Here is a 21,544-nt window from a genome sequence, read left to right as displayed (position 1 = left end):
TGACTGGCCGTGGTGCAGCCTGCTGACATCGACGTGCCTGAGACACCGGCTCGACCGGTGTTGGTGGTCGACTTCGGTGCCCAATATGCCCAGTTGATTGCCCGTCGGGTTCGAGAAGCACGGGTTTTCTCCGAGGTGATTCCGCACACCGCCTCGATCGAGGAGATCAGGGCCCGTCAGCCGGTGGCGCTCGTGCTTTCCGGTGGACCGGCCAGTGTCTACGCCGACGGCGCTCCGAAACTCGATCCGGCGCTACTGGACCTCGGTGTACCGGTTCTTGGCATCTGCTACGGGTTTCAGGCCATGGCGCAGGCGCTCGGGGGGATCGTCGCCCACACCGGCACTCGCGAATACGGTCGGACTGAACTGAAAGTCCTTGGTGGCAAACTGCATTCGGATCTTCCCGAGGTTCAGCCGGTATGGATGAGTCACGGTGACGCGGTCACGGCCGCGCCGGACGGATTCGACGTGGTGGCTAGCAGCGCCGGTGCCCCGGTGGCCGCCTTCGAGGCCTTCGACCGGCGCCTGGCCGGGGTGCAGTATCACCCGGAGGTGATGCACACCCCACACGGGCAACAGGTGCTCAGCCGGTTTTTGCACGACTTCGCCGGGCTCGGCGCCCAGTGGACGCCCGCCAACATCGCCAACGCGCTGATCGAGCAGGTGCGCACCCAGATCGGCGACGGCCACGCCATCTGCGGGCTATCCGGCGGCGTGGATTCCGCGGTGGCCGCGGCCCTGGTGCAGCGGGCCATCGGCGACCGGTTGACCTGTGTCTTCGTCGACCACGGGCTGTTGCGCGCCGGTGAGCGGGCGCAGGTGCAACGCGATTTCGTGGCCGCCACGGGCGCCAACCTGGTCACCGTCGACGCGGCCGAGACCTTCCTCGAGGCGCTGTCGGGCGTGAGCGCCCCCGAGGGCAAGCGCAAGATCATCGGCCGTCAGTTCATCCGCGCGTTCGAGGGCGCGGTGCGGGATGTGCTGGACGGTAAGACTGCTGAGTTCCTGGTGCAGGGCACGCTGTATCCGGATGTGGTGGAGTCCGGCGGGGGCAGCGGCACCGCGAACATCAAGAGCCACCACAATGTCGGCGGCCTGCCCGACGACCTGAAGTTCACCCTCGTTGAGCCGCTGCGGCTGCTGTTCAAAGACGAGGTGCGCGCGGTCGGGCGGGAGTTGGGTCTGCCGGAGGAGATCGTGGCGCGCCAGCCGTTTCCGGGACCGGGGTTGGGTATTCGGATCGTCGGGGAGGTCACCGCCAAGCGGTTGGATACGCTGCGGCACGCCGATTCGATCGTGCGTGAGGAGCTGACTGCGGCGGGCCTGGACAACCAGATCTGGCAGTGTCCGGTGGTGCTGTTGGCCGATGTCCGCTCGGTGGGTGTGCAGGGTGACGGTCGCACTTATGGCCACCCGATTGTGCTGCGTCCGGTGTCGAGTGAAGACGCGATGACCGCCGACTGGACCCGGGTGCCCTACGAGGTGCTCGAGCGCATCTCGACCCGGATCACCAACGAGGTCGCCGAGGTCAACCGCGTGGTGCTGGACATCACCAGCAAGCCGCCCGCCACCATCGAGTGGGAGTAGCGGCGGCCAGCATTAGCCAGGCCCGGCTTTTGTCACAGGCGACACATTGGTATCTGTCGGGATGAATACGCGTTGTGCCCGCCGGCCCAGAGATTGCTGTGACTAACTAATGTGACCAACCCGGCTCGGGTGGCCAGCGGAGCGCCCTTGATCAGCTAGTTCACGAATTCACGCCTGCCATGGGCAATGGTGGTTGCGTTCCAGTCCCCGCCAGCCTCCTCGACGAGTCGGCGGGCGACATCGAGATCGCCGTTGCCGGCGACCAGGATTAAGGTGTGGTCGGCTGTGGTGACAGATCCGCCCCGTAATCGGTGGTGTGCAGCCAAATCAGATGCGAAGGCATCGCGGAAGCGGGCGATGCCGATGTCGGGCACGGTGATGAGGATCGCGTCCGCCTCGGGTGCATTCTGCGGCAAGTAGTCGAAGGTCAGCACCGCTTCTTGGTTGAACTGGCGGTGCAGTGCCTCGGCGGCGTTGTGCAATGTGGGCGCGTCGACAACGCACAGATGAAATTCACGGGAGCGCTCGTAGCCGATCTGCTGGCGCTCATTCGACCAGAACACGCCGTCGACCAGGGTCGATCCGGTCACCACCGTGCCGGTTAGTGCGATAGTCGCAACGGCCGGTAGCTCGAACCCATCGGTGGTGTTGTCGGTGGCGAAGAGCTCTGCCGGCCGGCAGGCAGGCCCGCCACCGGTGGCCGGTGGGGCCGTCCCTGGGCCTAACAGGCCGCAAAACAGCAGGGCAGCCGCCAGTACCGAGGTGGTTTTACGCGATTGCACAAGGCAGCCTCTCATGACCTTGACGGACTCCAAGGACGGGTGTTTACTGGCTTCGAACATATTTTCGAACAGGAGGCTGGTCATGACTGTGGCCTTCGCCTCCGACCAACGCCTTGAAAATGGTGCTGAGCAGCTCGAATCACTACGACGGCAGATGGCTTTGCTGTCCGAGAAGGTGTCCGGGGGGCCCAGCCGTTCGGGCGACCTGGTGCCGGCGGGACCGGTGTCGTTGCCCCCGGGGACGGTGGGAGTGCTGTCGGGTGCGCGGTCACTGCTGCTGAGCATGGTGGCATCGGTGACGGCGGCCGGGGGAAACGCGGCCATCGTTGGCCAGCCGGATATCGGGTTGCTGGCCGCGGTGGAGATGGGGGCGGATCTGAGCCGGCTCGCGGTGATACCAGATCCCGGGACCGATCCGGTTGAGGTGGCCGCTGTGCTGATCGACGGCATGGATCTGGTGGTGCTCGGTCTGGGGGGGCGCCGGGTGACGCGGGCGCGGGCGCGGGCAGTGGTGGCCCGTGCCCGTCAAAAAGGCTGCACCCTGCTGGTCACCGACGGCGACTGGCAAGGCGTGTCGACGCGGCTTGCGGCCCGGGTCTGCGGCTATGAGATCACCCCGGCCCTCAGGGGCGTGCCCACCCCGGGGTTGGGGCGGATCAGTGGGGTGCGGCTGCAGATCAACGGGCGTGGACGGTGATGGCCTCCGCTCGCGTGCTGGCGATCTGGTGTATGGACTGGCCCGCGGTCGCGGCGGCCGCGGCCGCGGGCCTATCCGCGACGGCCCCGGTCGCGGTCACGTTGGCAAACCGGGTGATCGCCTGCTCGGCGACCGCGCGGGCGGCCGGGGTGCGCCGAGGGTTGCGGCGTCGGGAGGCGGCGGCGCGGTGTCCGCAACTGTTTATAGCGACCGCCGACGCCGACCGCGACGCCCGGCTCTTCGAAGGGGTGATCGCGGCGGTAGACGATCTGGTGCCCCGCGCCGAGCTGCTGCGGCCCGGGCTCCTGGTGTTGCCGGTGCGCGGGCCGGCCCGTTTTTTCGGGTCCGAGCAGATGGCGGCCGAGCGGCTGATCGACGCGGTGGCCGCGGCCGGCGCGGAGTGTCAGGTCGGAATCGCCGACCGGTTGTCTACCGCGGTTTTCGCCGCGCGTGCTGGCCGCATCGTGGAGCCGGGAGGCGATGCGCGGTTTCTGTCGCTGCTGTCGATCCGCCAACTTGCCACCGAGCCGAGCCTGTCCGGGCCGGGCCGGGACGACCTGACGGATCTGTTGTGGAGGATGGGGATTCGCACCATCGGACAGTTCGCCGCGCTGTCTCGTACCGACGTGGCGTCCAGGTTCGGTGCCGACGCGGTGGCCGCGCACCGGTTCGCCCGCGGCGAACCGGAACGGGCGCCCTGCGGGCGGGAGCCGCCGCCGGATCTGGCCGCCGAGCTGGCATGCGATCCGCCGGTCGACCGGGTCGATGCCGCGGCGTTCGCCGGGCGCTCGCTGGCCGCCGAGCTGCATCAGGCGCTGATGGCCGCCGGAGTGGGCTGCACCCGGCTGGCCATTCACGCCGTCACCGCCAACGGCGAAGAGCGCAGCCGGGTGTGGCGGTGCGCCGAGCCGCTGACCGAGGACGCCACCGCCGACCGGGTGCGCTGGCAACTGGACGGGTGGTTGAACAACCGGAATGCTCGTGACCGGCCCACCGCGGCGGTGACTCTGCTGCGGCTGCAGGCGGTGGAGACGGTGTCCGCATCAGAAGGCTTGCAGTTGCCGTTGTGGGGCGGCCTGGGTGAACAGGACAGGCTTCGGGCCCGTCGGGCGCTGGTGCGAGTCCAGGGCTTGCTCGGACCGGAGGCGGTGCGGGTGCCGGTGCTATCCGGCGGTCGCGGGCCGGCCGAACGCATCACGTTGACCCCGCTGGGAGACGAGCCGGTACCGCAAGCCGACCCCGGTCAGCCGTGGCCCGGCCAACTGCCCGATCCGTCGCCGGCGGTGCTGCTCGACGAACCGGTGGAATTGCTTGATGCCCAGGGAAATCCGATACGAGTGACCAGCCGAGGGATGTTCACCGCGGATCCGGCGCGGTTGACCGTTCGCGGCCGAGACGATCGGCTGCGCTGGTGGGCCGGACCGTGGCCGGTCGACGAGCGGTGGTGGGACCCTGATCGGGCAGGGGGCCGCACCGCTCGGGTGCAGGTATTGCTGGAGAGCGAGCGCGCGTTGCTGCTGTGCTACCGGCAGCGGCGGTGGTATCTGGAGGGAAGCTACGAATGACTTGCGCCGAACGTGACGTCAGGGCGAGAATTTCGGGAAAATCACGCCGTCAGTTCACGTTCGGCGCGCAAAGTGTCCGATCCGTTCGACGAACCGGTCGAAGAACACCGCCGGGTCGACGCTCATGCCGATCTGCGCGTTGGGCTTTCGGAGCCCCGACCAGTCGGCGACCGCCGCCCCCGCCGGCCCGACATCCACCGTCGCGGCCCGGGTCGTTAGGAGTTTCGGGTCCACTGCGACCGCGGCGGCCAGCGGGTCGTGCATATATGCCAGGTACCCATGTCCGCGCGCCTCGTGGGACTCGAAGTAGAACCGCAGCGCGTCCTCGATCACCCGCAATACCGGAGACGGGCCGCAGACGGACGCCAGCCGGGCGAGGATGTCCGGTGTCATCGCGACCTGGTGGGTGAGATCCAAGCCGCACACGATCGGCAGTTGTCGTTGCCCGGTCCACGCGGTGAACACCTCGCTGGCCGCCTCGGGATCCACCCGGATGTTCCATTCGGTGATCGGCTGGCCGTCGAACACGCCGCCCATGATCACCAGCCGGCGCAGCAGCCTCGGCAGCGCGGGTTCGGCGCGCAGCGCCAGCGCCAGGTTGGTCAGCGGGCCGGTGGCCAGACCGATCAGGTCGCCGGCGTGGGAGTGCGCCGCCGCGATCCAGGCCGTCGTGGCGTCATAATCGGTGAGCCGGCGATTGCTGGCCGGCAGCTCGGCATAGCCTATCCCCTTGGGGCCGTGAAACTTTAGGTGATCAGGCCACCGGCCGCTGAGCGGCTCATCGGCGCCTTTGGACACGGGGATGTCTGCGGCGCCGCACAATTCGAGCAAGCTCAGGTTATTCGCGCACACTTGACCTACCGCGATGTTTCCGCCGGTCGAGGCGATGCCGACCAGATCGGCGTCGGGACTGGCCAGCAGATAGATCACGGCCAGCGCGTCGTCGATGCCGGTGTCGACGTCGGCGAATACGACGCTCACCGCGACGACGATACGCTATCCCAATGCCCGACGACCTGAAGCCGCACTTCGCCGACGTGCAGGCGCACTACGACCTGTCCGACGACTTCTTCCGGCTGTTCCTTGATCCCACTCAGACCTACAGCTGCGCCTACTTCGAGCGCGACGACATGACGCTGCTAGAGGCGCAGATCGCCAAGATCGATCTCGCGCTGGGCAAACTCGGATTGCAGCCGGGCATGACACTGCTGGACGTCGGCTGCGGCTGGGGCGCCACCATGATGCGCGCGGTGGAAAAATACGACGTCAACGTCGTCGGTCTGACCCTGAGCAAAAACCAAGCCAACCACGTTCAGCAGCTGATCGCCAACTCCGAAAGTCCACGCTCCAAACGCGTTCTGCTGGCCGGCTGGGAACAGTTTGACGAGCCCGTCGACCGCATCGTCAGCATCGGCGCCTTCGAACATTTCGGTCACGAGCGCTACGACGCGTTCTTCACCCTGGCGCATCGCCTGCTGCCCGCTGACGGGGTCATGCTGCTGCACACCATCACCGGGTTGCATCCGAAAGAGATCCACGAACGCGGCCTGCCCATGTCGTTCACCTTCGCTCGTTTCCTGAAATTCATTGTGACCGAGATCTTTCCGGGCGGGCGGCTGCCCTCGATACCGATGGTGCAGGAGTGTGCCAGCGCAAACGGCTTCACCGTCACCAGAGTTCAATCGTTGCAGCCGCACTATGCGAAAACCCTCGACCTCTGGTCCGCGGCGTTGCAGGCCAACAAGGGTCAGGCCATCGCGCTGCAATCCGAGGAAGTCTACGAGCGGTATATGAAGTACCTCACCGGCTGCGCCGAGATGTTTCGCATCGGATACATCGACGTCAACCAGTTCACCTGCCAGAAGTGACTACCAATGCACGCCGGGCACCAGTCGCCCCAAGCGCCTGAGCGGCCTCGGGACTCCGACGCGGGCGGATCGCCGGGGACGCCACGGCGCCGGTGGGCGGTCCGCGTCTGGACGCGAAATCCCCTGCGCTGCAGCCGAATCGGGATAGCCCAGATAGAGCTGGTGCAGGATTCGGCGCGACAGCCGTGGCGCGACGTAGTTGCCGGCTTCGGCGAGCGTACCCAACGGAGTGTCGATGCGCGCCGGCTTTTCCACGAGTCCGCGGATCACCATCGCCGCCGCGCGTTCGGCGCTGATCGCGCGCACCGGGTTGAGCCGCCGTGACGGCGCGATCATCGGGGTGGCCACCAGCGGCATATGGATGTTGGTGAACGTGATGTGGTCGGACAGCGTCTCGGAGGCGACCACGTCGGCGAACGCGTCCAGCGCGGCCTTGGTGGGCAGATACGAGCTGTACTTGGGATTGCGGGCCTGCACCCCGGCGCTGGAGACGTTGACGACGTGGCCGAACCTGCGCTCACGCCAATGCGGCAGCAGCGCCAGCACCATGCGCACCGCGCCGAAGTAGTTGACCGCCATCACCCGCTCGTAGTCGTGCAGCCGGTCGGTGGCGTTGACCACCGAGCGGCGTATCGACCGGCCGGCGTTGTTCACCAGGTAGTCGACATGGTCGAACCGGCCCAGGATGTCCTTGACGGTGTGCTCCACCGACGCGGAGTCGGTGACGTCGCAGGTGAATGCGTGCGCCTGACCGCCATGGGTCCGGATCTCGGTGACCAGCTCATCTAGCGCGTCGCCGTTGCGGGCCAGCGCGAACACCGTCGCGCCCCGTTTGGCCACGGCGATCGCCGATGCCCTCCCGATGCCGCTGGACGCGCCGGTGATGATGACGTGGCGGCCCAGCAGCGGATCGTTGCGACGCGCACGGTCGGGGTCGAGGTGCTCGGCCCAATACCGCCACAGCTTCGGCGCGTAGGTGGCGAATTCGGGGACGTGAATGCCGGTGCCGCTCAACGCTTCCCGGGTTGTGTCGGACGTGAACGTGGGCGCGCAGCCGACGACGTCGAAAATCTCGGCGGGAATTCCCAGTTGGGTGGCCGCCATGTTGCGCAGCACCCTGGCGCGCCCGCGCGCGGTGAGCACCGGTGTGGCCACAAAGCCGGGCAGCGTCCCGAGTAGCGGGGGCAGTCCGGCCGCGCCGGCGATCCCGCGGTAAATGCCGCGCAGTCCGATTGCTGTCGGCGCGGTCAAATGAAACGTCTGCCCATCCCGGCCGTCGACGTGCATGAGCGCCACCAGCGCGTCGGCCACATAGTCGACCGGGACGATGTTGGTGCGCCCAATGTCGGGCAGCAGCATCGGGGTGAACGACGGCAACACCGCCAGCTTGGCCAGCACCTCGAACAAGTAGTAGGGTCCGTCGATCGTGTCCATCTCGCCGGTGCGCGAATCACCCACCACCACCGCCGGGCGGTAGATGCGATAGCGCAGGCCGGGCGTCGAGCGCACCAGCCGTTCGGCCTCGAATGTCATCCGATGATACGGGGTCGGTAGCCGCTGGCCGACGTTGAAGTCGGCCTCGGTGTAGTGGCCGGCGAAGTCGCCGGCCACCGCGATCGACGACACGTGATGAAACGTGGCGTCAAGGCGTGCCGCCAGCTCGATGACGGCGCGGGTGGCGTCGGCCCAGGTGGTGTCGTGGACCGCCGCGCAGTGCACCACATGGTCGACATGACCCAGCTCGGCGATGGTCCGCTCGGACAGTTCGAGCTCCGTGAGATCACCGACCAGCGGTCTTACCCGGTCACCCCACTGGCCGGCGAGGCGCTCGAAGCGGCTCAACGACTGGCGGCGAACCAGCACCCATAGCCGTGCCTCGGGTCGGCCGTCCAGGAGACGGGATACCACGCGGCGCCCGATAAACCCGGTACCGCCGGTAACGACGTACCGCATGCGGTCAATCGTGGCGGTCAGCGGCGGTAAGCGTCAACCGCGCGGTCAGGTGAAGTTACGGATGCCGTCCCATTCCACCAGCCTCCAGCCGGTCACTGGGTTGCCGGTGATCACCACGCGGCCGATGTTGGGCAGTGGATGGGTGGTCAGCAGGCTGTCCCTGGAGTTTCGTGCGTTCATCAGCGTCCAGATCATGATCGCTACCCCCTGCGAGAACACGACCGGCGTATTGTGGCCGCTGTCGTAGATCTTGCGGACGGCGGCGCTGAACTGGGAATTGAATTCGGTACCGCTGATCGACCCCGGAATGGTGTTGTGAACATCGCCGGCCAGCCAGTCTGCCGGTGCCAGCATATATGTCGAGTTGGCCATTGATTCGGGTTTGCCGTTGAACCAGCCGGCGTTGATCGCTTGCAGGCCCGGAAGAATCTCGACTTGCTTGCCAAGTTCGCCGGCCAACGGCCCGGCGGTCTGCTGGTCGGCCGCCATGGGGGAGGAATAGATGCTGTCGACATCTCTGCGGGAAACCTGGTGCGCGACCTGCTGCGCCTCTGCTTTGCCGTCGGCGCTGAGGCCGGAACCGGGCATGTCGGTGTCGATGATCCCGTCGGCGTTGGCCTGGGATTGCGCGTTGCGGATAAAGGTCAAGGTGATGCTGCGTGGCTGCGTGGGACCGCCGCAGGCGCCGAGGAGTAGCGTCGCGGCGAGCACGGCTAGAACTGTGCAGGCCTTCCAGACCGGGGTGCGCTTCGCCATGGCGATAGCCTGCCCTGTCGATACCGTCCGGGGGAAGGGCTTGCGATGATTTTCCAATCGGGAGGAGACCTGCATGGCGATTGATCCGAACTCCATAGGTGCAGTGACCGAGCCGATGTTGTTCGAGTGGACCGACCGGGACACGCTGCTTTACGCGATCGGGGTGGGCGCCGGGACCGGAGATCCGGCGTTCACCACGGAGAACAGCCACGGCATCGACCAGCAAGTGTTGCCGACGTATGCGGTGATTTGCTGTCCGGCGTTTGGTGCGGCCGCAAAGGTGGGAACATTCAACCCGGCGACGCTGCTACACGGCTCCCAGGGCATCCGGCTGCATGCGCCGCTGCCGGCGGCCGGAAAACTGTCGGTGGTCACCGAGGTCGCCGACATCCAGGACAAGGGGGAGGGCAAGAACGCCATCGTTGTGCTGCGCGGCCGCGGTTCCGACCCGGAATCGGGTTCGTTGGTTGCCGAAACGCTTACCACGTTGGTGCTTCGGGGTCAGGGGGGTTTCGGAGGAGCGCGGGGTGAGCGGCCGGCCGCGCCGGAATTTCCGGACCGCCACCCCGACGCCCGAATCGATCTGCCGACCCGTGAGGACCAGGCGCTGATCTACCGGCTCTCCGGTGACCGCAACCCGCTGCACAGCGATCCCTGGTTCGCCACGCAGCTGGCCGGGTTTCCCAAGCCGATCCTGCACGGGTTGTGCACCTACGGGGTGGCGGGCCGGGCGCTGGTGGCCGAGCTTGGCGGTGGTGTGGCGGCCAACATCACCTCGATCGCCGCGCGGTTCACCAAGCCGGTGTTTCCCGGGGAGACGTTGTCGACGGTGATTTGGCGAACCGAGCCGGGTCGGGCGGTGTTCCGCACCGAGGTGGCCGGCTCCGACGGCGCCGACGCCCGCGTGGTGCTTGACGACGGCGCGGTGGAGTACGTGGCGGGTTAGCTGCGCCGAGCAGACGCAAAATCGCCCAATTCGGCACGAAATAATTGGGCTCTACTGACTGATCTGTGGGTGGTTGTGTCGGCCTGGCAGGGTGGGGCGGTGGCCGGCGAGGGCGAGCATGGCTAGGGCGATGAGGGCTTGTGGTGAGCGGAATCCGAACGCGATCCGGGTCAGTAGGCGGATCTTGGTGTTGGTGGATTCGATCAGGCCTTGGGATAGGCCGTGGTCGAGGGCGGCGTCGATGGCCACCCGGTGGCGTTTGATGCGGGCGGCAAGCTCGACGAATACCGGGATGCGACAACGCTGGGCCCAGGAGATCCACCGGTCCAGGGCCTGTTTACCTTCCTCGCCCTTGACCGAAAACACATGCCGCAGGCCCTCTTTGAGCAGGTAGGCGCGATACAGACGGGGATCGGTCTTGGCGATCCAGGCCAGTTTGGCGCTTTGGCGTTCGGTGAGGTCCTCGGGGTTCTTCCACAGCGCGTAGCGGGCGCCCTTGAGCCGCCGTGCCCGCTCGCGGCCCGGACGTGGTGCGGCGTTCTTACCGGGCCGGCCCCGGCCCCACTTGGGTTCGGTGCGCGCGATCGCCCGTGCGTCGTTCCAGGCTCGGCGCCGCTCGACGTCGAGCGCCTCGGTGGCCCAGGCCACCACATGAAACGGATCGGCGCATTGAATCGCATCCGGGCAGCGCTCGGTGACCACGTCAGCGATCCAGTCCGCGGCATCGGCCGAAACGTGAGTAATCTGGGCGGCCCGCTCAGCGCCCAGGGCATCGAAGAACAAGCCCAGGGTGGCCTTGTCGTGGCCCGGGGCGGCCCACACCAACCGGCCGCTGTCGTGATCGACGACCACCGTCAGGTACCGGTGGTGGCGCTTGTAGGAGATCTCATCGATACCGATGCGGCGCAAGTTCGCGAACCGGTCAATGCGCTTTTCGGTGTCGGCCCAGACCCGGGCCACGATCGCCCCGACGGTGCGCCAGGCGATCCGCATCAACTCGCACACCGCGGTCTTCGAACACGCCACCGCCAGCCAGGCCACCGTGTCATCGAAAGCATACGTGTGCCCGGCATGATGACGCGCCCACGGCACCGCCACCACCGTCGGCCCATGGGTGGGGCAGTTCACCCGCGGCGCCTCGGCCTCCAAGAACACCTCGACGGTGCCCCAATCCAGACTGCGCCATTGGCGCAGGCCCGCACCGCGGTCATACCAGGACGCCTTGCGACCGCAGCGACCACAGCGGCGCAACACTGCACTTCGTGGCCGCACCCGGGCGATCACCCGCGCACCGTCTCCGGCGTCATCCTCCTCGAATTCGATGTCCTCAATCACGGTGCGCTTGTCGACACCCAGCAGCGCACGAAATAGCCTCACATTGCGCACGTCGTTGTCGGCTCCTTGTGTTTCTGATCCTTGACAAGCCAGAAACCTTAAGCCACAACGACGTGCGCCTACTCAGGACACAAACTCACCCACGGAAGTGTCAGAAGAGCCCGAAATTGGGCGATTTTGCGTCTGCTCGCGGGCCACACGCCATGTGCTACAGTTAGCACATGGCGTCGTCGGTGGGGGTGCGTGCGCTGCGGCAGCGGGCCAGCGAACTTCTCCGCCGCGTCGAGGCCGGCGAGACGATCGAGATCACCGATCGTGGTCGGCCCGTGGCACTGCTTTCGCCGATGCCGGAGGGCGGTCCCTACCGGCGGATGTTGGCGAGTGGTGAGATCGAGCGTGCGACCGTGGGCTTCGATGATCTACCCGAACCGATCGAAGTCGAGGCGGGCGTCGAGCTGCCGTCGGTGACGCTTGCGCGCCTGCGCGAGCACGAGCGTTGACGGCGGCCATGTACCTTGACTCGTCCGCGATCGTCAAGCTGGCGGTTCGCGAGCCAGAGTCGGACGCGCTGCGCCGTTACCTTCGCACCCGCCGTCCGCGGGTGTCGAGTGCGCTGGCGCGCGCGGAGGTCATGCGGGCTTTGCTGCGGCAGGGTGAGTCAGCGCGGAAGGCCGGCCGCCGGGTGCTGGCCAGTCTGGATCTGCTTCGCATCGACACCCGCGTCCTCGATCTCGCCGGCGCACTGCTGCCATTCGAGTTGCGCACGCTCGACGCCATCCACCTGGCGACGGCTCAGCGGCTCGGCGTCGATCTGGGCCGGTTGTGCACCTACGACGACCGTATGCGCGACGCCGCAGACGCGCTCGGCATGGCCGTGATCGCCCCGTCGTAACCCGGCGAGCAGACGCAAAAGTCCCCGAAACTGCCCTTGAACAGGCTGGTTGCCGCCGCCTCCGCCGCGATCGCGCAGAGAGGGAATAGATACGTCAAGACCTCTCCTTGTGTGCGAATGTACATGTACAAATGCCCATTACTACGGCGTGGCGGGTACGTCGTGGTCGACCGCCGAGCTCACAATTCTCCCGTGGCCGCCTTCCCCGCAGGGCGTCCTTTCGGATCGGTCTCGGCGTGCAACTGCTTTAGCTTCGCGTTGTGCTCCCTTGGGAAGCGCACCACCATTGCGTAGCATTCGCCGCCCAAATTAGGTGTAAATTATCTGGACACTGTTTATGAAAGTGCTGTGGGGCAGAGTCCCGCGGAGTGGTGGGCTTCGACGTTGAGTTCGTCGGTGCCTACTGGCCGCCGCTGATTGCGGCGACCACAGCATTATCGCTATCGGGGTAGAGCAGCGCCATAGAGGCCTCGGAGAGGTAGCGGCGCTCGCTGGCCTGCCATTCGTCGTGCATGTCGGCCAGGACGGCGCCCACAAGGCGGATCACGGCTGCAGGATTCGGGAAGATCCCCACGACGCGGGAGCGTCGCTTGATCTCCTTATTGATGCGCTCCAATGGATTGGTCGACCAGATCTTTTGCCAGTGCGCCTTGGGAAATGCGGTGAACGCCAATACTTCTGCCCTGGCGTCGTCCATCAGCGGGCCGATCTTGGGAAACGACGCGGCGAGGCGATCACGGACCTCCTCCCAGGTCGCGTGCACCGCCTCGGCGTCGGGTGCCGAGAAAATCATTCGAAACATGCTGGCGACCATGTCGGCCTTGTCCTTGGGCACGTGGGCGAGCAGATTGCGCGCGAAGTGCACCCGACAGCGCTGATGCCCAGCGCCCTGGAAACAGCGCTTCAACGCCTTCACCAGCCCGGCGTGCTGGTCACTGATCACCAGCCGGACACCACCGAGGCCGCGCCCCTTGAGCGAGGTCAGGAACCCGCGCCAGAAGGTCTCATCCTCGCTGTCGCCGACGTCGAGGCCGAGGATCTCGCGTGACCCGTCGGCGGCGATGCCGCTGGCAACGATGACGGCCATCGACACCACCTGGCCAGTACCGTTGCGCACGTTGAGATAGGTGGCGTCGAGGTAGACGTAGGGGAACTCGATGTGCCCGAGCGTGCGGGTGCGGAACGCGCCGACGATCTCGTCGAGTCCGGCACAGATCCGCGACACCTCGGATTTGGAGATGCCGGTCTCCACACCCATCGCCTCGACCAGGTCGTCGACCGCACGGGTAGAGATACCGTGCACGTAGGCCTCCATCACCACCGCGTACAAGGCCTGATCGATCCGCCGGCGCGGCTCGAGGATCGCCGGGAAGAAAGAGCCCTTGCGCAGCTTAGGGATTCGCAGTTCCACGTCACCGGCCTGCGTGGACAGCACCCGCGATCGGGCACCGTTGCGATCGGTCACCCGAGTGTCGCTGCGTTCATAACGGGCAGCGCCGATCCGTTCAGTGGCTTCGAGCTCGATGAGTTCCTGCAACACCAGACGGACGGCATCACGGATCAAGTCGACGCCATCACCAGTGCGGAACGCGTCGAGCAACTCGGACAGGGCAGACTGTGGCAAGGCCATCGGCGGGATCTCCTTCGGTGCGTGCTTGGCGGTACACACCGACGATCTCGCCGACGGCCCCTACCTCATCGGAGCCACTCCGCAACAACCCCTAAACCCACCACGCTGCGGGACGCTTACTGCTGTGGTTTCAATTATGCATATCCGATGCTGATGAAATCCACTAAACTGCTCTGCAGCGTGAGGCGTTCGACGCCGGCCGATATGTGAGCTTCAAGTCCGCAAGATACTCCGAGAAAGGCCAGGCAATTGAATGTTGCAGTATTGTCGAAGGCAACCTACCCGCCGTGATGGGAAGCATAGGTCGCCGCAGGGTATGCGTGTCTTTCTGTAGTGGATGACCCGGGGCGTCTGGACAACTCGAATTCCGAGATCATTGCTAACAACCCTGATGGTCGTGTTGGTCGACAGGCATAGGTACATGTTGCGTTGATATTTGAAATATTTGGGTATCTCCGAAGTGAAGCAATATCGCCGATTGCTCGTTCGCTGAGAATAGCGACTCACTGTTGCTCCGGTGAGGTTAAGAATGGGAGGCGTATTGACTCTGGATGCGGCTTTTCTGGGGAGTGTCCCTGCTGACCTTGGGAAAGCATTGTTAGAACGGGCTCGAGCGGATTGTGGCCCTGTGCTGCATCGGGCCATTGAGTCGATGCGCGAGCCGTTGGCGACGATGGCGGGATATCACCTTGGCTGGTGGAACGCCGATCGATCCACAGCGGCAGGATCGTCGGGCAAGTATTTTCGCGCCGCCCTTGTCTACGCGGCGGCCGCGGCTTGCGGTGGTGATGTCGGTGATGCTACTCCGGTGTCGGCGGCTGTGGAGTTGGTGCACAACTTCACGTTGTTGCATGACGATGTGATGGATGGGGATGCGACTCGCAGGGGACGGCCGACGGTATGGAGTGTGTGGGGTGTGGGCGGCGCGATCCTGTTGGGAGATGCGTTGCACGCCACGGCCGTTCGGATACTGACCGGCCTGACCGACGAGTGTGTGGCGGTCAGGGCGATAAGGCGATTGCAGATGTCGTGCCTGGACTTGTGTATCGGCCAGTTTGAGGATTGTTTATTGGAGGGACACCCCGAAGTTACAGTCGATGACTATCTGCGGATGGCCGCGGGCAAGACGGCCGCCCTGACCGGTTGTTGTTGCGCTCTGGGAGCTTTAGTGGCCAATGCAGACGACGCGACGATTGCTGCGTTGGAGCGTTTTGGCCATGAGTTGGGTCTTGCGTTTCAATGCGTCGACGATCTGATCGGCATCTGGGGTGACCCTGGTGTGACGGGAAAGCCGGTCGGCAACGACCTTGCCCGACGTAAGGCGACACTGCCAGTTGTTGCCGCCCTGAACTCGCGATCCGAAGCGGCGACCGAATTGGCGGCCCTCTATCAAGCACCTGCCGCAATGACAGCAAGCGATGTCGAGCGGGCTACCGCGCTTGTCACGGTGGCCGGGGGTGGGCATGTGGCGCAGCGATGCGCCGATGAACGCATCCAGGCTGCTATTGCGGCACTGCCCGATGCGGTGCGATCCCCAGACCTGATCGCGTTGTCGCAACTGATATGTCGCCGGGAGTGCTGATGGCTGAGGTGTTCGTGGGATCGGTCGCGCAGGGATGCGCTTCGGGTGAAGTCACGGTGCTGTTGGCGTCGCCGAGGTCGTTTTGCGCCGGTGTAGAGCGTGCTATCGAGACGGTCAAGCGAGTGCTTGACGTGGCCGAAGGCCCGGTGTATGTGCGCAAGCAAATCGTGCACAACACTGTTGTGGTTGCCGAGTTGCGGGACCGGGGAGCAGTGTTCGTCGAGGATCTCGACGAGATTCCCGATCCGCCGCCGCCGGGGGCGGTCGTGGTGTTCTCCGCGCATGGGGTTTCCCCGGCGGTGCGCGCGGGCGCTGATGAGCGGGGACTGCAGGTCGTCGACGCGACCTGCCCACTGGTGGCGAAAGTCCACGCTGAAGCCGCACGGTTTGCCGCGCGCGGTGACACGGTGGTCTTCATCGGGCACGCCGGACATGAGGAGACCGAAGGCACGCTTGGCGTCGCTCCGCGGTCAACATTATTGGTGCAGACACCCGCTGATGTGGCAGCGTTGAACCTGCCTGAGGGTACCCAGCTATCGTATCTGACCCAGACAACCCTGGCACTTGATGAAACTGCCGATGTCATTGATGCGCTGCGCGCGAGGTTTCCGACGTTGGGCCAACCACCCTCTGAAGACATCTGCTATGCCACCACGAACAGACAGCGTGCGCTGCAATCGATGGTCGGTGAATGCGACGTTGTGTTGGTGATTGGCTCGTGCAATTCGTCGAATTCGCGGCGTCTGGTCGAGTTGGCGCAGCGAAGTGGGACGCCGGCCTACTTGATTGATGGGCCTGATGACATTGAGCCCGAATGGCTGTCGTCGGTCTCGACGATCGGTGTCACCGCGGGAGCCTCCGCGCCGCCACGACTGGTGGGGCAGGTGATTGATGCACTTCGCGGATACGCCTCGATCACCGTGGTGGAACGCTCGATAGCGACCGAGACGGTGCGATTCGGCCTTCCCAAACAGGTTCGCGCGCAATGACAACCACGATTCGCAACGGACGCGGGGACTTGATTACCGCGATCGGCGGACCTTGCGATGTGCAGGCATTGCCCGAAAGCCAGCTGCCAGAGCTGGCCGTGCAGATGCGTCGGCGGCTCATAGAAACAGTGACGGCTACCGGTGGCCATCTCGGCGCGGGACTTGGCATGGTAGAGCTGACCATCGCATTGCATCGGGTGTTCACCTCGCCACACGACATCGTGGTGTTCGACACCGGGCACCAAACCTATCCGCACAAGCTGCTCACCGGCCGCGGTAAAGACTTCGCCACGCTGCGCCAGGCCGATGGTATATCGGGGTATCCCAACCGCCATGAATCGCCACATGACTGGGTCGAGAACTCCCATGCCTCGGTCAGCCTCGCCTGGGTGGACGGCATCGCCAAAGCATTGGCCCTGCAGGGGCAATGCGACCGACGTGTCATCGCGGTGATCGGTGATGGCGCCCTCACCGGGGGCGTGGCATGGGAGGGCCTGAACAACCTCGGTGCCGCTACCCGGCCCGTGATCGTCGTGCTCAATGACAATGGCCGCTCCTACGACCCCACCGCTGGGGCTCTTGCGGCACACCTAGAAGAACTTCGCGTCGGCACACCCCGAGGGCCGAACCTCTTTGAGAACATGGGATTTACCTACATCGGTCCGGTCGATGGGCACAACATCCCCGACACGTGCGCGGTTCTACGAAAAGCGGCCGCGGCAGCTAGGCCCGTTGTTGTTCACGCAGTGACTAGTAAGGGCCGGGGTTATCCTCCAGCCGAAGCTGACGAGAGGGACCATATGCACGCCTGCGGGGTGGTCGACATTGCCACCGGCCTCGCTAGCACACCCAGTCAGCGGAGCTGGACCGACGTGTTCGAGGACGAAATCGCGCGCATTGCTGACGACCGATCCGACGTCGTCGGGCTGACCGCGGCGATGCGTCTGCCCACTGGTCTAGGCGCGCTGTCGAGGCGATACCCGCATCGGGTGTTCGATTCGGGCATCGCCGAACAACACCTGTTGGCCAGCGCGGCCGGGCTAGCTGCCGCGGGAACCCATCCCGTTGTCGCGGTGTACTCGACGTTTCTGCACCGCGCCTTTGACCAACTTCTGTTCGACATCGGGCTGCACCGGTTACCCGTGACGCTGGTGCTGGACCGGGCTGGGGTAACTGGGCCCGACGGACCCAGCCATCACGGTTTGTGGGATCTGGCGCTGCTGGCCTGCGTGCCCGGGTTTCAGATCGCCTGTCCGCGCGACGCGCCTCGGCTACGACAACAGTTGCGTACCGCGATCGCGACCGCGGCTCCCACCGCCGTGCGTTTCCCCAAAGGGGCGCCGGGCGAACCGATCACGGCCGAACACACCATCGGTGGCCTCGACGTCTTGCATACACCACCACCGCATTGGCGACCCGACGTGCTCTTGGTCGCAGTGGGTGCCATGAGTCGACCATGCATGGACGCCGCCCGGTGCCTCAGCGAGGAGCAGATCGGGGTGACAGTCGTTGATCCACAATGGGTCTGGCCAATCAGCCCGGCACTGACCGAGCTGGCTGGCCGCCATCGGATCACCGTGTGTGTCGAAGATGCGATTGCCGACGTGGGAATCGGCGCGCACCTTAGCCACCACATCGGGCGGACACACCCGCGGACGCGCACCTACACACTGGGACTGCCACCGGCCTACATTCCCCACGCCAGCCGCGACCACATCCTTTCCAGCCACGGACTCACCGGCCCCGCAATCCGCATAAGATGCAAATCACTACTTAACGCACTACATGAAGTCCCTGGACCCGAAGACCATCCTGATTCCGGCGATAGTTATTAAGAGGAAGCATGAACTTGGTTAGCGAAAAAGAATTCTTGGATCTTCCTCTAGTATCCGTAGCAGAGATTGTACGTTGCCGTGGACCGAAGGTATCCGTCTTTCCCTTCGATGGCACACGCCGCTGGTTTCACCTCGAATGTAATCCGCAGTACGACGATTATCAGCAGGCCGCCTTGCGTCAATCAATTCGTATTCTGAAGATGCTCTTCGATCACGGCATCGAAACAGTAATCTCGCCAATCTTTAGCGACGATCTTCTGGATCGTGGTGATCGATATATCGTACAGGCGCTCGAAGGGATGGCCTTGCTTGCCAACGACGAGGAAATTCTGTCGTTCTATAAAGAACACGAGGTCCACGTTCTTTTTTATGGTGATTATAAGAAAAGATTGCCTTCGACCGCGCAAGGGGCAGCCGTTGTCAAGTCATTCGATGACCTAACAATCTCTACGTCATCCAACACTGAACACAGACTATGCTTCGGTGTTTTTGGCAACGATGCGGCTGAGTCTGTTGCGCAGTTTTCTATCTCGTGGAACGAAACGCATGGTAAACCTCCCACGCGGAGAGAGATTATCGAAGGTTATTACGGCGAGTATGTTGACAAGGCTGACATGTTCATCGGATTTGGGCGTTTCAGCACTTTCGATTTTCCGCTGCTCAGCTCAGGAAAAACGAGTCTATACTTCACCGTTGCTCCCTCATACTATATGACCGAAACAACGCTCCGGAGGATCTTGTACGATCATATCTATCTCCGTCATTTCCGGCCCAAACCTGACTATTCAGCGATGTCGGCCGATCAGCTCAATGTACTGCGCAACAGATATCGAGCCCAGCCTGACAGAGTTTTCGGTGTGGGTTGTGTTCATGATGGAATCTGGTTCGCGGAGGGCTGATGGTATGGAGACTTTCAGGACTCTGCTAGCGAAAGCGGCACTAGGCAACGGCATCTCGAGCACAGCCTATGACACCGCGTGGGTCGCGAAGCTGGGCCAGCTCGATGATGAGCTAAGCGACCTCGCCCTCAACTGGCTTTGCGAGCGCCAGCTTCCTGACGGCTCATGGGGAGCCGAGTTCCCTTTCTGCTACGAAGATCGACTGCTCTCCACTTTGGCGGCCATGATCAGCCTCACGTCGAATAAGCATCGTCGGAGGCGCGCAGCGCAAGTTGAAAAAGGCTTGCTAGCCCTGAAGAACCTTACCTCGGGTGCTTTCGAAGGCCCTCAACTTGATATAAAAGACGCAACCGTCGGGTTTGAGTTAATCGCACCTACGCTGATGGCTGAGGCGGCGCGACTTGGCCTTGCCATTTGCCACGAGGAATCCATCCTCGGCGAGCTTGTCGGAGTGCGTGAGCAGAAGTTGAGAAAACTCGGCGGAAGCAAAATCAATAAACATATCACCGCAGCTTTCTCCGTAGAACTGGCCGGCCAAGACGGTGTCGGTATGTTGGATGTCGATAACTTGCAGGAGACAAATGGATCGGTCAAGTATTCGCCATCAGCGTCAGCCTACTTCGCGTTACATGTTAAACCAGGAGACAAGCGGGCCTTGGCGTACATCTCATCGATAATTCAAGCCGGCGATGGCGGTGCGCCGGCCTTCTATCAAGCCGAGATTTTTGAAATTGTTTGGTCTCTATGGAATCTCTCGCGTGCGGATATTGATTTGTCCGATCCTGAGATCGTTCGTACCTACCTACCCTATCTTGACCATGTCGAACAACATTGGGTCCGTGGTCGAGGTGTGGGGTGGACAGGAAATTCCACCTTGGAAGATTGTGACACCACAAGTGTGGCCTACGATGTTTTGTCGAAGTTTGGACGGTCACCGGATATCGGAGCCGTATTACAATTCGAAGACGCCGATTGGTTCCGTACCTACTTTCACGAAGTCGGCCCCTCGATATCGACAAACATCCACGTGCTCGGCGCGTTGAAGCAGGCGGGCTACGACAAATGTCATCCACAAGTACGAAAGATTCTGGAATTCATCCGATCAAGCAAGGAGCCTGGACGGTTCTGCTGGCGGGATAAGTGGCACCGATCGGCATATTATACGACTGCGCATCTGATATGTGCTGCCAGTAACTATGATGACGCCCTATGCTCAGATGCGATTGGGTGGATTCTTAATACGCAGAGGCCCGATGGCTCGTGGGGATTTTTCGACGGCCAAGCGACTGCGGAAGAGACAGCATATTGCATTCAAGCTCTGGCACATTGGCAGAGGCACAGCGGCACATCCTTGTCGGCGCAGATCAGTCGCGCGGGTGGGTGGCTATCGCAACACTGCGAACCGCCATACGCGCCGTTGTGGATTGCCAAGACACTTTACTGCTCGGCGACGGTAGTTAAGGCTGCCATCCTAAGTGCACTGCGGCTGGTCGAAGAGAGTAACCAATGAGGCGTCCCTGTCGGCGATATCCAGCTCGGTCACGTTCAGTCATGGTCCCGCGCCGTCCAGGATCGCTCCAAGGCTGGACAAATCGCGAACGACGCCGTCCCGAGTTTGTCCGGAACGGTCCACGAGGTACGCACGCATGCCCGCGCACCGTGCGCCCTCAACCCAGTCGGCGATGTCGTCGAAGAACAGGCATGACGTTGTCGAGACGCCGAGGGCTTCCGCAATCGCTCGATAGGCCCGCGGGTCAGGCTTGGCAGCTCCGATCATCTGCGAACTCAGCACGACGTCGACGAGGTCGTGCAGAGCGGCGCACTGAAGGAGGCTGCGGGCGCTGACCAACAGGCTGTTGTTTGTGAGAACACCGACCTTGAGGCCACGGCGCCGGGCTTCTTCAAGGGCTGGACGCGCGTCTGGATATCCCTGGGCGAATGCCATGTAATCGAGGCGCACTAGCTCGTCCCTTGCCTTCGAACCGAGCTCGAGCTCGCGCGCCAGGCTCGAGAGAAACTCGCTAATTGGCTGGGTTTCAACGAACGCGTCGTCGATAGTCAATCCGTTGAGCCACCCACCCCAGCGGCGTTCGATCTCCTCCAATGGTAGGCCCGTGATTCGCCGCACATCCTCCTCGGCACGTGTCCAGTCAAAGCTGGTGAGCACACCGTCACGGTCGAAAACAACCGCGCTAATGCTCAACGCGTCCTCCCTTGATGGCCACAGA

19 protein-coding genes are annotated in these 21,544 nt (G+C 63.9%); 12 read left to right on the top strand and 7 right to left on the bottom strand.

Annotation, left to right across the window (positions count from 1 at the left end; all coding sequences use genetic code 11):
• Window positions 1–9 precede the first annotated feature (9 nt).
• Complete coding sequence (guaA, locus tag MCAN_RS17985; RefSeq protein ID WP_003417952.1) at window positions 10–1,587, top strand: glutamine-hydrolyzing GMP synthase; 1,578 nt, start codon at window positions 10–12, stop codon at window positions 1,585–1,587.
• 155 nt (window positions 1,588–1,742) lie between these two features.
• On the opposite strand, the gene MCAN_RS17980 is transcribed toward guaA, so the two are convergent.
• Entirely contained in the window at window positions 1,743–2,453 is a 711-nt protein-coding gene (locus tag MCAN_RS17980) for a hypothetical protein (protein ID WP_148272142.1), read from the bottom strand.
• On the opposite strand from MCAN_RS17980, the gene MCAN_RS17975 reads away from it, so the two are divergent.
• Window positions 2,452–3,066, top strand: a complete 615-nt coding sequence (locus tag MCAN_RS17975; RefSeq protein ID WP_003904303.1) for a hypothetical protein — start codon at window positions 2,452–2,454, stop codon at window positions 3,064–3,066. The genes MCAN_RS17980 and MCAN_RS17975 overlap by 2 nt on opposite strands.
• Window positions 3,063–4,631: a DNA polymerase Y family protein gene (locus tag MCAN_RS17970; protein ID WP_014001727.1), complete on the top strand. Its 1,569-nt coding sequence runs from the start codon at window positions 3,063–3,065 to the stop codon at window positions 4,629–4,631. Before MCAN_RS17975 ends, MCAN_RS17970 begins: the two co-directional genes overlap by 4 nt.
• A gap of 54 nt (window positions 4,632–4,685) precedes the next feature.
• Here the strand turns inward: MCAN_RS17970 and MCAN_RS17965 are convergent, their stop codons facing one another.
• The gene (locus MCAN_RS17965; RefSeq protein ID WP_014001726.1) at window positions 4,686–5,612 is read right to left on the bottom strand and encodes a nucleoside hydrolase; all 927 of its coding nucleotides are present in this window, start codon (window positions 5,610–5,612) and stop codon (window positions 4,686–4,688) included.
• A 23-nt stretch (window positions 5,613–5,635) separates the two neighbouring features.
• Between MCAN_RS17965 and cmaA1 the strand changes: the two genes are divergently transcribed.
• Window positions 5,636–6,499 carry a cyclopropane mycolic acid synthase CmaA1 gene (gene cmaA1 / locus MCAN_RS17960; RefSeq protein WP_014001725.1) on the top strand — a complete coding sequence of 288 codons (864 nt, stop codon included), beginning with the start codon at window positions 5,636–5,638 and terminating at the stop codon, window positions 6,497–6,499.
• Here the strand turns inward: cmaA1 and MCAN_RS17955 are convergent, their stop codons facing one another.
• Together MCAN_RS17955 and MCAN_RS17950 are read right to left on the bottom strand one after the other, a co-directional pair.
• Complete coding sequence (locus MCAN_RS17955) at window positions 6,500–8,452, bottom strand: SDR family oxidoreductase (RefSeq protein ID WP_014001724.1); 1,953 nt, start codon at window positions 8,450–8,452, stop codon at window positions 6,500–6,502.
• 45 nt (window positions 8,453–8,497) lie between these two features.
• Window positions 8,498–9,208, bottom strand: a complete 711-nt coding sequence (locus tag MCAN_RS17950) for a histidine phosphatase family protein (RefSeq protein ID WP_014001723.1) — start codon at window positions 9,206–9,208, stop codon at window positions 8,498–8,500.
• A gap of 73 nt (window positions 9,209–9,281) precedes the next feature.
• Between MCAN_RS17950 and htdY the strand changes: the two genes are divergently transcribed.
• On the top strand, window positions 9,282–10,154 hold the full coding sequence (gene htdY / locus MCAN_RS17945; protein ID WP_014001722.1) for a 3-hydroxyacyl-thioester dehydratase HtdY: 873 nt from the start codon (window positions 9,282–9,284) through the stop codon (window positions 10,152–10,154).
• A gap of 51 nt (window positions 10,155–10,205) precedes the next feature.
• On the opposite strand, the gene MCAN_RS17940 is transcribed toward htdY, so the two are convergent.
• Complete coding sequence (locus tag MCAN_RS17940; protein ID WP_014000151.1) at window positions 10,206–11,540, bottom strand: ISL3-like element IS1557 family transposase; 1,335 nt, start codon at window positions 11,538–11,540, stop codon at window positions 10,206–10,208.
• A gap of 170 nt (window positions 11,541–11,710) precedes the next feature.
• On the opposite strand from MCAN_RS17940, the gene MCAN_RS17935 reads away from it, so the two are divergent.
• Both MCAN_RS17935 and MCAN_RS17930 read left to right on the top strand, forming a co-directional pair.
• On the top strand, window positions 11,711–11,989 hold the full coding sequence (locus tag MCAN_RS17935; protein WP_014001721.1) for a type II toxin-antitoxin system Phd/YefM family antitoxin: 279 nt from the start codon (window positions 11,711–11,713) through the stop codon (window positions 11,987–11,989).
• 8 nt (window positions 11,990–11,997) lie between these two features.
• Window positions 11,998–12,381 carry a type II toxin-antitoxin system VapC family toxin gene (locus MCAN_RS17930; protein WP_014001720.1) on the top strand — a complete coding sequence of 128 codons (384 nt, stop codon included), beginning with the start codon at window positions 11,998–12,000 and terminating at the stop codon, window positions 12,379–12,381.
• A 400-nt stretch (window positions 12,382–12,781) separates the two neighbouring features.
• Here the strand turns inward: MCAN_RS17930 and MCAN_RS17925 are convergent, their stop codons facing one another.
• Window positions 12,782–14,011: an IS256-like element IS1553 family transposase gene (locus MCAN_RS17925; protein ID WP_014000877.1), complete on the bottom strand. Its 1,230-nt coding sequence runs from the start codon at window positions 14,009–14,011 to the stop codon at window positions 12,782–12,784.
• Window positions 14,012–14,540: 529 nt separating this feature from the next.
• Between MCAN_RS17925 and idsB the strand changes: the two genes are divergently transcribed.
• The 5 genes from idsB to MCAN_RS17900 are packed head-to-tail and all read left to right on the top strand — an operon-like array spanning window position 14,541 to window position 20,826.
• Window positions 14,541–15,593 carry a geranylgeranyl diphosphate synthase IdsB gene (gene idsB, locus MCAN_RS17920; protein WP_014001719.1) on the top strand — a complete coding sequence of 351 codons (1,053 nt, stop codon included), beginning with the start codon at window positions 14,541–14,543 and terminating at the stop codon, window positions 15,591–15,593.
• The gene (ispH, locus tag MCAN_RS17915; RefSeq protein ID WP_014001718.1) at window positions 15,593–16,582 is read left to right on the top strand and encodes a 4-hydroxy-3-methylbut-2-enyl diphosphate reductase; all 990 of its coding nucleotides are present in this window, start codon (window positions 15,593–15,595) and stop codon (window positions 16,580–16,582) included. Before idsB ends, ispH begins: the two co-directional genes overlap by 1 nt.
• A gap of 29 nt (window positions 16,583–16,611) precedes the next feature.
• On the top strand, window positions 16,612–18,417 hold the full coding sequence (locus tag MCAN_RS17910) for a 1-deoxy-D-xylulose-5-phosphate synthase (protein ID WP_080624407.1): 1,806 nt from the start codon (window positions 16,612–16,614) through the stop codon (window positions 18,415–18,417).
• Window positions 18,418–18,425: 8 nt separating this feature from the next.
• Window positions 18,426–19,316 carry a diterpene synthase gene (locus MCAN_RS17905; protein ID WP_014001716.1) on the top strand — a complete coding sequence of 297 codons (891 nt, stop codon included), beginning with the start codon at window positions 18,426–18,428 and terminating at the stop codon, window positions 19,314–19,316.
• 4 nt (window positions 19,317–19,320) lie between these two features.
• Window positions 19,321–20,826, top strand: coding sequence for a type B diterpene cyclase (locus MCAN_RS17900; RefSeq protein WP_014001715.1), 1,506 nt, complete (start codon window positions 19,321–19,323; stop codon window positions 20,824–20,826).
• A 39-nt stretch (window positions 20,827–20,865) separates the two neighbouring features.
• On the opposite strand, the gene MCAN_RS17895 is transcribed toward MCAN_RS17900, so the two are convergent.
• On the bottom strand, window positions 20,866–21,519 hold the full coding sequence (locus MCAN_RS17895) for an HAD family hydrolase (RefSeq protein WP_014001714.1): 654 nt from the start codon (window positions 21,517–21,519) through the stop codon (window positions 20,866–20,868).
• Window positions 21,520–21,544 lie beyond the last annotated feature (25 nt).

The sequence above is a fragment of the Mycobacterium canetti CIPT 140010059 genome, from assembly GCF_000253375.1.
GTDB classification, from domain to species: Bacteria; Actinomycetota; Actinomycetes; order Mycobacteriales; family Mycobacteriaceae; genus Mycobacterium; species Mycobacterium tuberculosis.
Note: the sequence above shows the minus strand (reverse complement) of the source record. Positions and strands in the feature narration are given on the sequence as shown.

Excerpts from the sequence above, each read along its gene's own strand:
- MCAN_RS17975 (WP_003904303.1), top strand. The coding sequence starts at position 2,452 with ATGACTGTGGCCTTCGCCTCCGACCAACGCCTTGAAAATGGTGCTGAG.
- MCAN_RS17980 (WP_148272142.1), bottom strand. The coding sequence starts at position 2,453 with ATGACCAGCCTCCTGTTCGAAAATATGTTCGAAGCCAGTAAACACCCG.
- cmaA1 (WP_014001725.1), top strand. The coding sequence starts at position 5,636 with ATGCCCGACGACCTGAAGCCGCACTTCGCCGACGTGCAGGCGCACTAC.
- MCAN_RS17955 (WP_014001724.1), bottom strand. The coding sequence starts at position 8,452 with ATGCGGTACGTCGTTACCGGCGGTACCGGGTTTATCGGGCGCCGCGTG.
- MCAN_RS17950 (WP_014001723.1), bottom strand. The coding sequence starts at position 9,208 with ATGGCGAAGCGCACCCCGGTCTGGAAGGCCTGCACAGTTCTAGCCGTG.
- htdY (WP_014001722.1), top strand. The coding sequence starts at position 9,282 with ATGGCGATTGATCCGAACTCCATAGGTGCAGTGACCGAGCCGATGTTG.
- MCAN_RS17935 (WP_014001721.1), top strand. The coding sequence starts at position 11,711 with ATGGCGTCGTCGGTGGGGGTGCGTGCGCTGCGGCAGCGGGCCAGCGAA.
- MCAN_RS17930 (WP_014001720.1), top strand. The coding sequence starts at position 11,998 with ATGTACCTTGACTCGTCCGCGATCGTCAAGCTGGCGGTTCGCGAGCCA.
- MCAN_RS17925 (WP_014000877.1), bottom strand. The coding sequence starts at position 14,011 with ATGGCCTTGCCACAGTCTGCCCTGTCCGAGTTGCTCGACGCGTTCCGC.
- idsB (WP_014001719.1), top strand. The coding sequence starts at position 14,541 with ATGGGAGGCGTATTGACTCTGGATGCGGCTTTTCTGGGGAGTGTCCCT.
- ispH (WP_014001718.1), top strand. The coding sequence starts at position 15,593 with ATGGCTGAGGTGTTCGTGGGATCGGTCGCGCAGGGATGCGCTTCGGGT.
- MCAN_RS17905 (WP_014001716.1), top strand. The coding sequence starts at position 18,426 with ATGAACTTGGTTAGCGAAAAAGAATTCTTGGATCTTCCTCTAGTATCC.
- MCAN_RS17900 (WP_014001715.1), top strand. The coding sequence starts at position 19,321 with ATGGAGACTTTCAGGACTCTGCTAGCGAAAGCGGCACTAGGCAACGGC.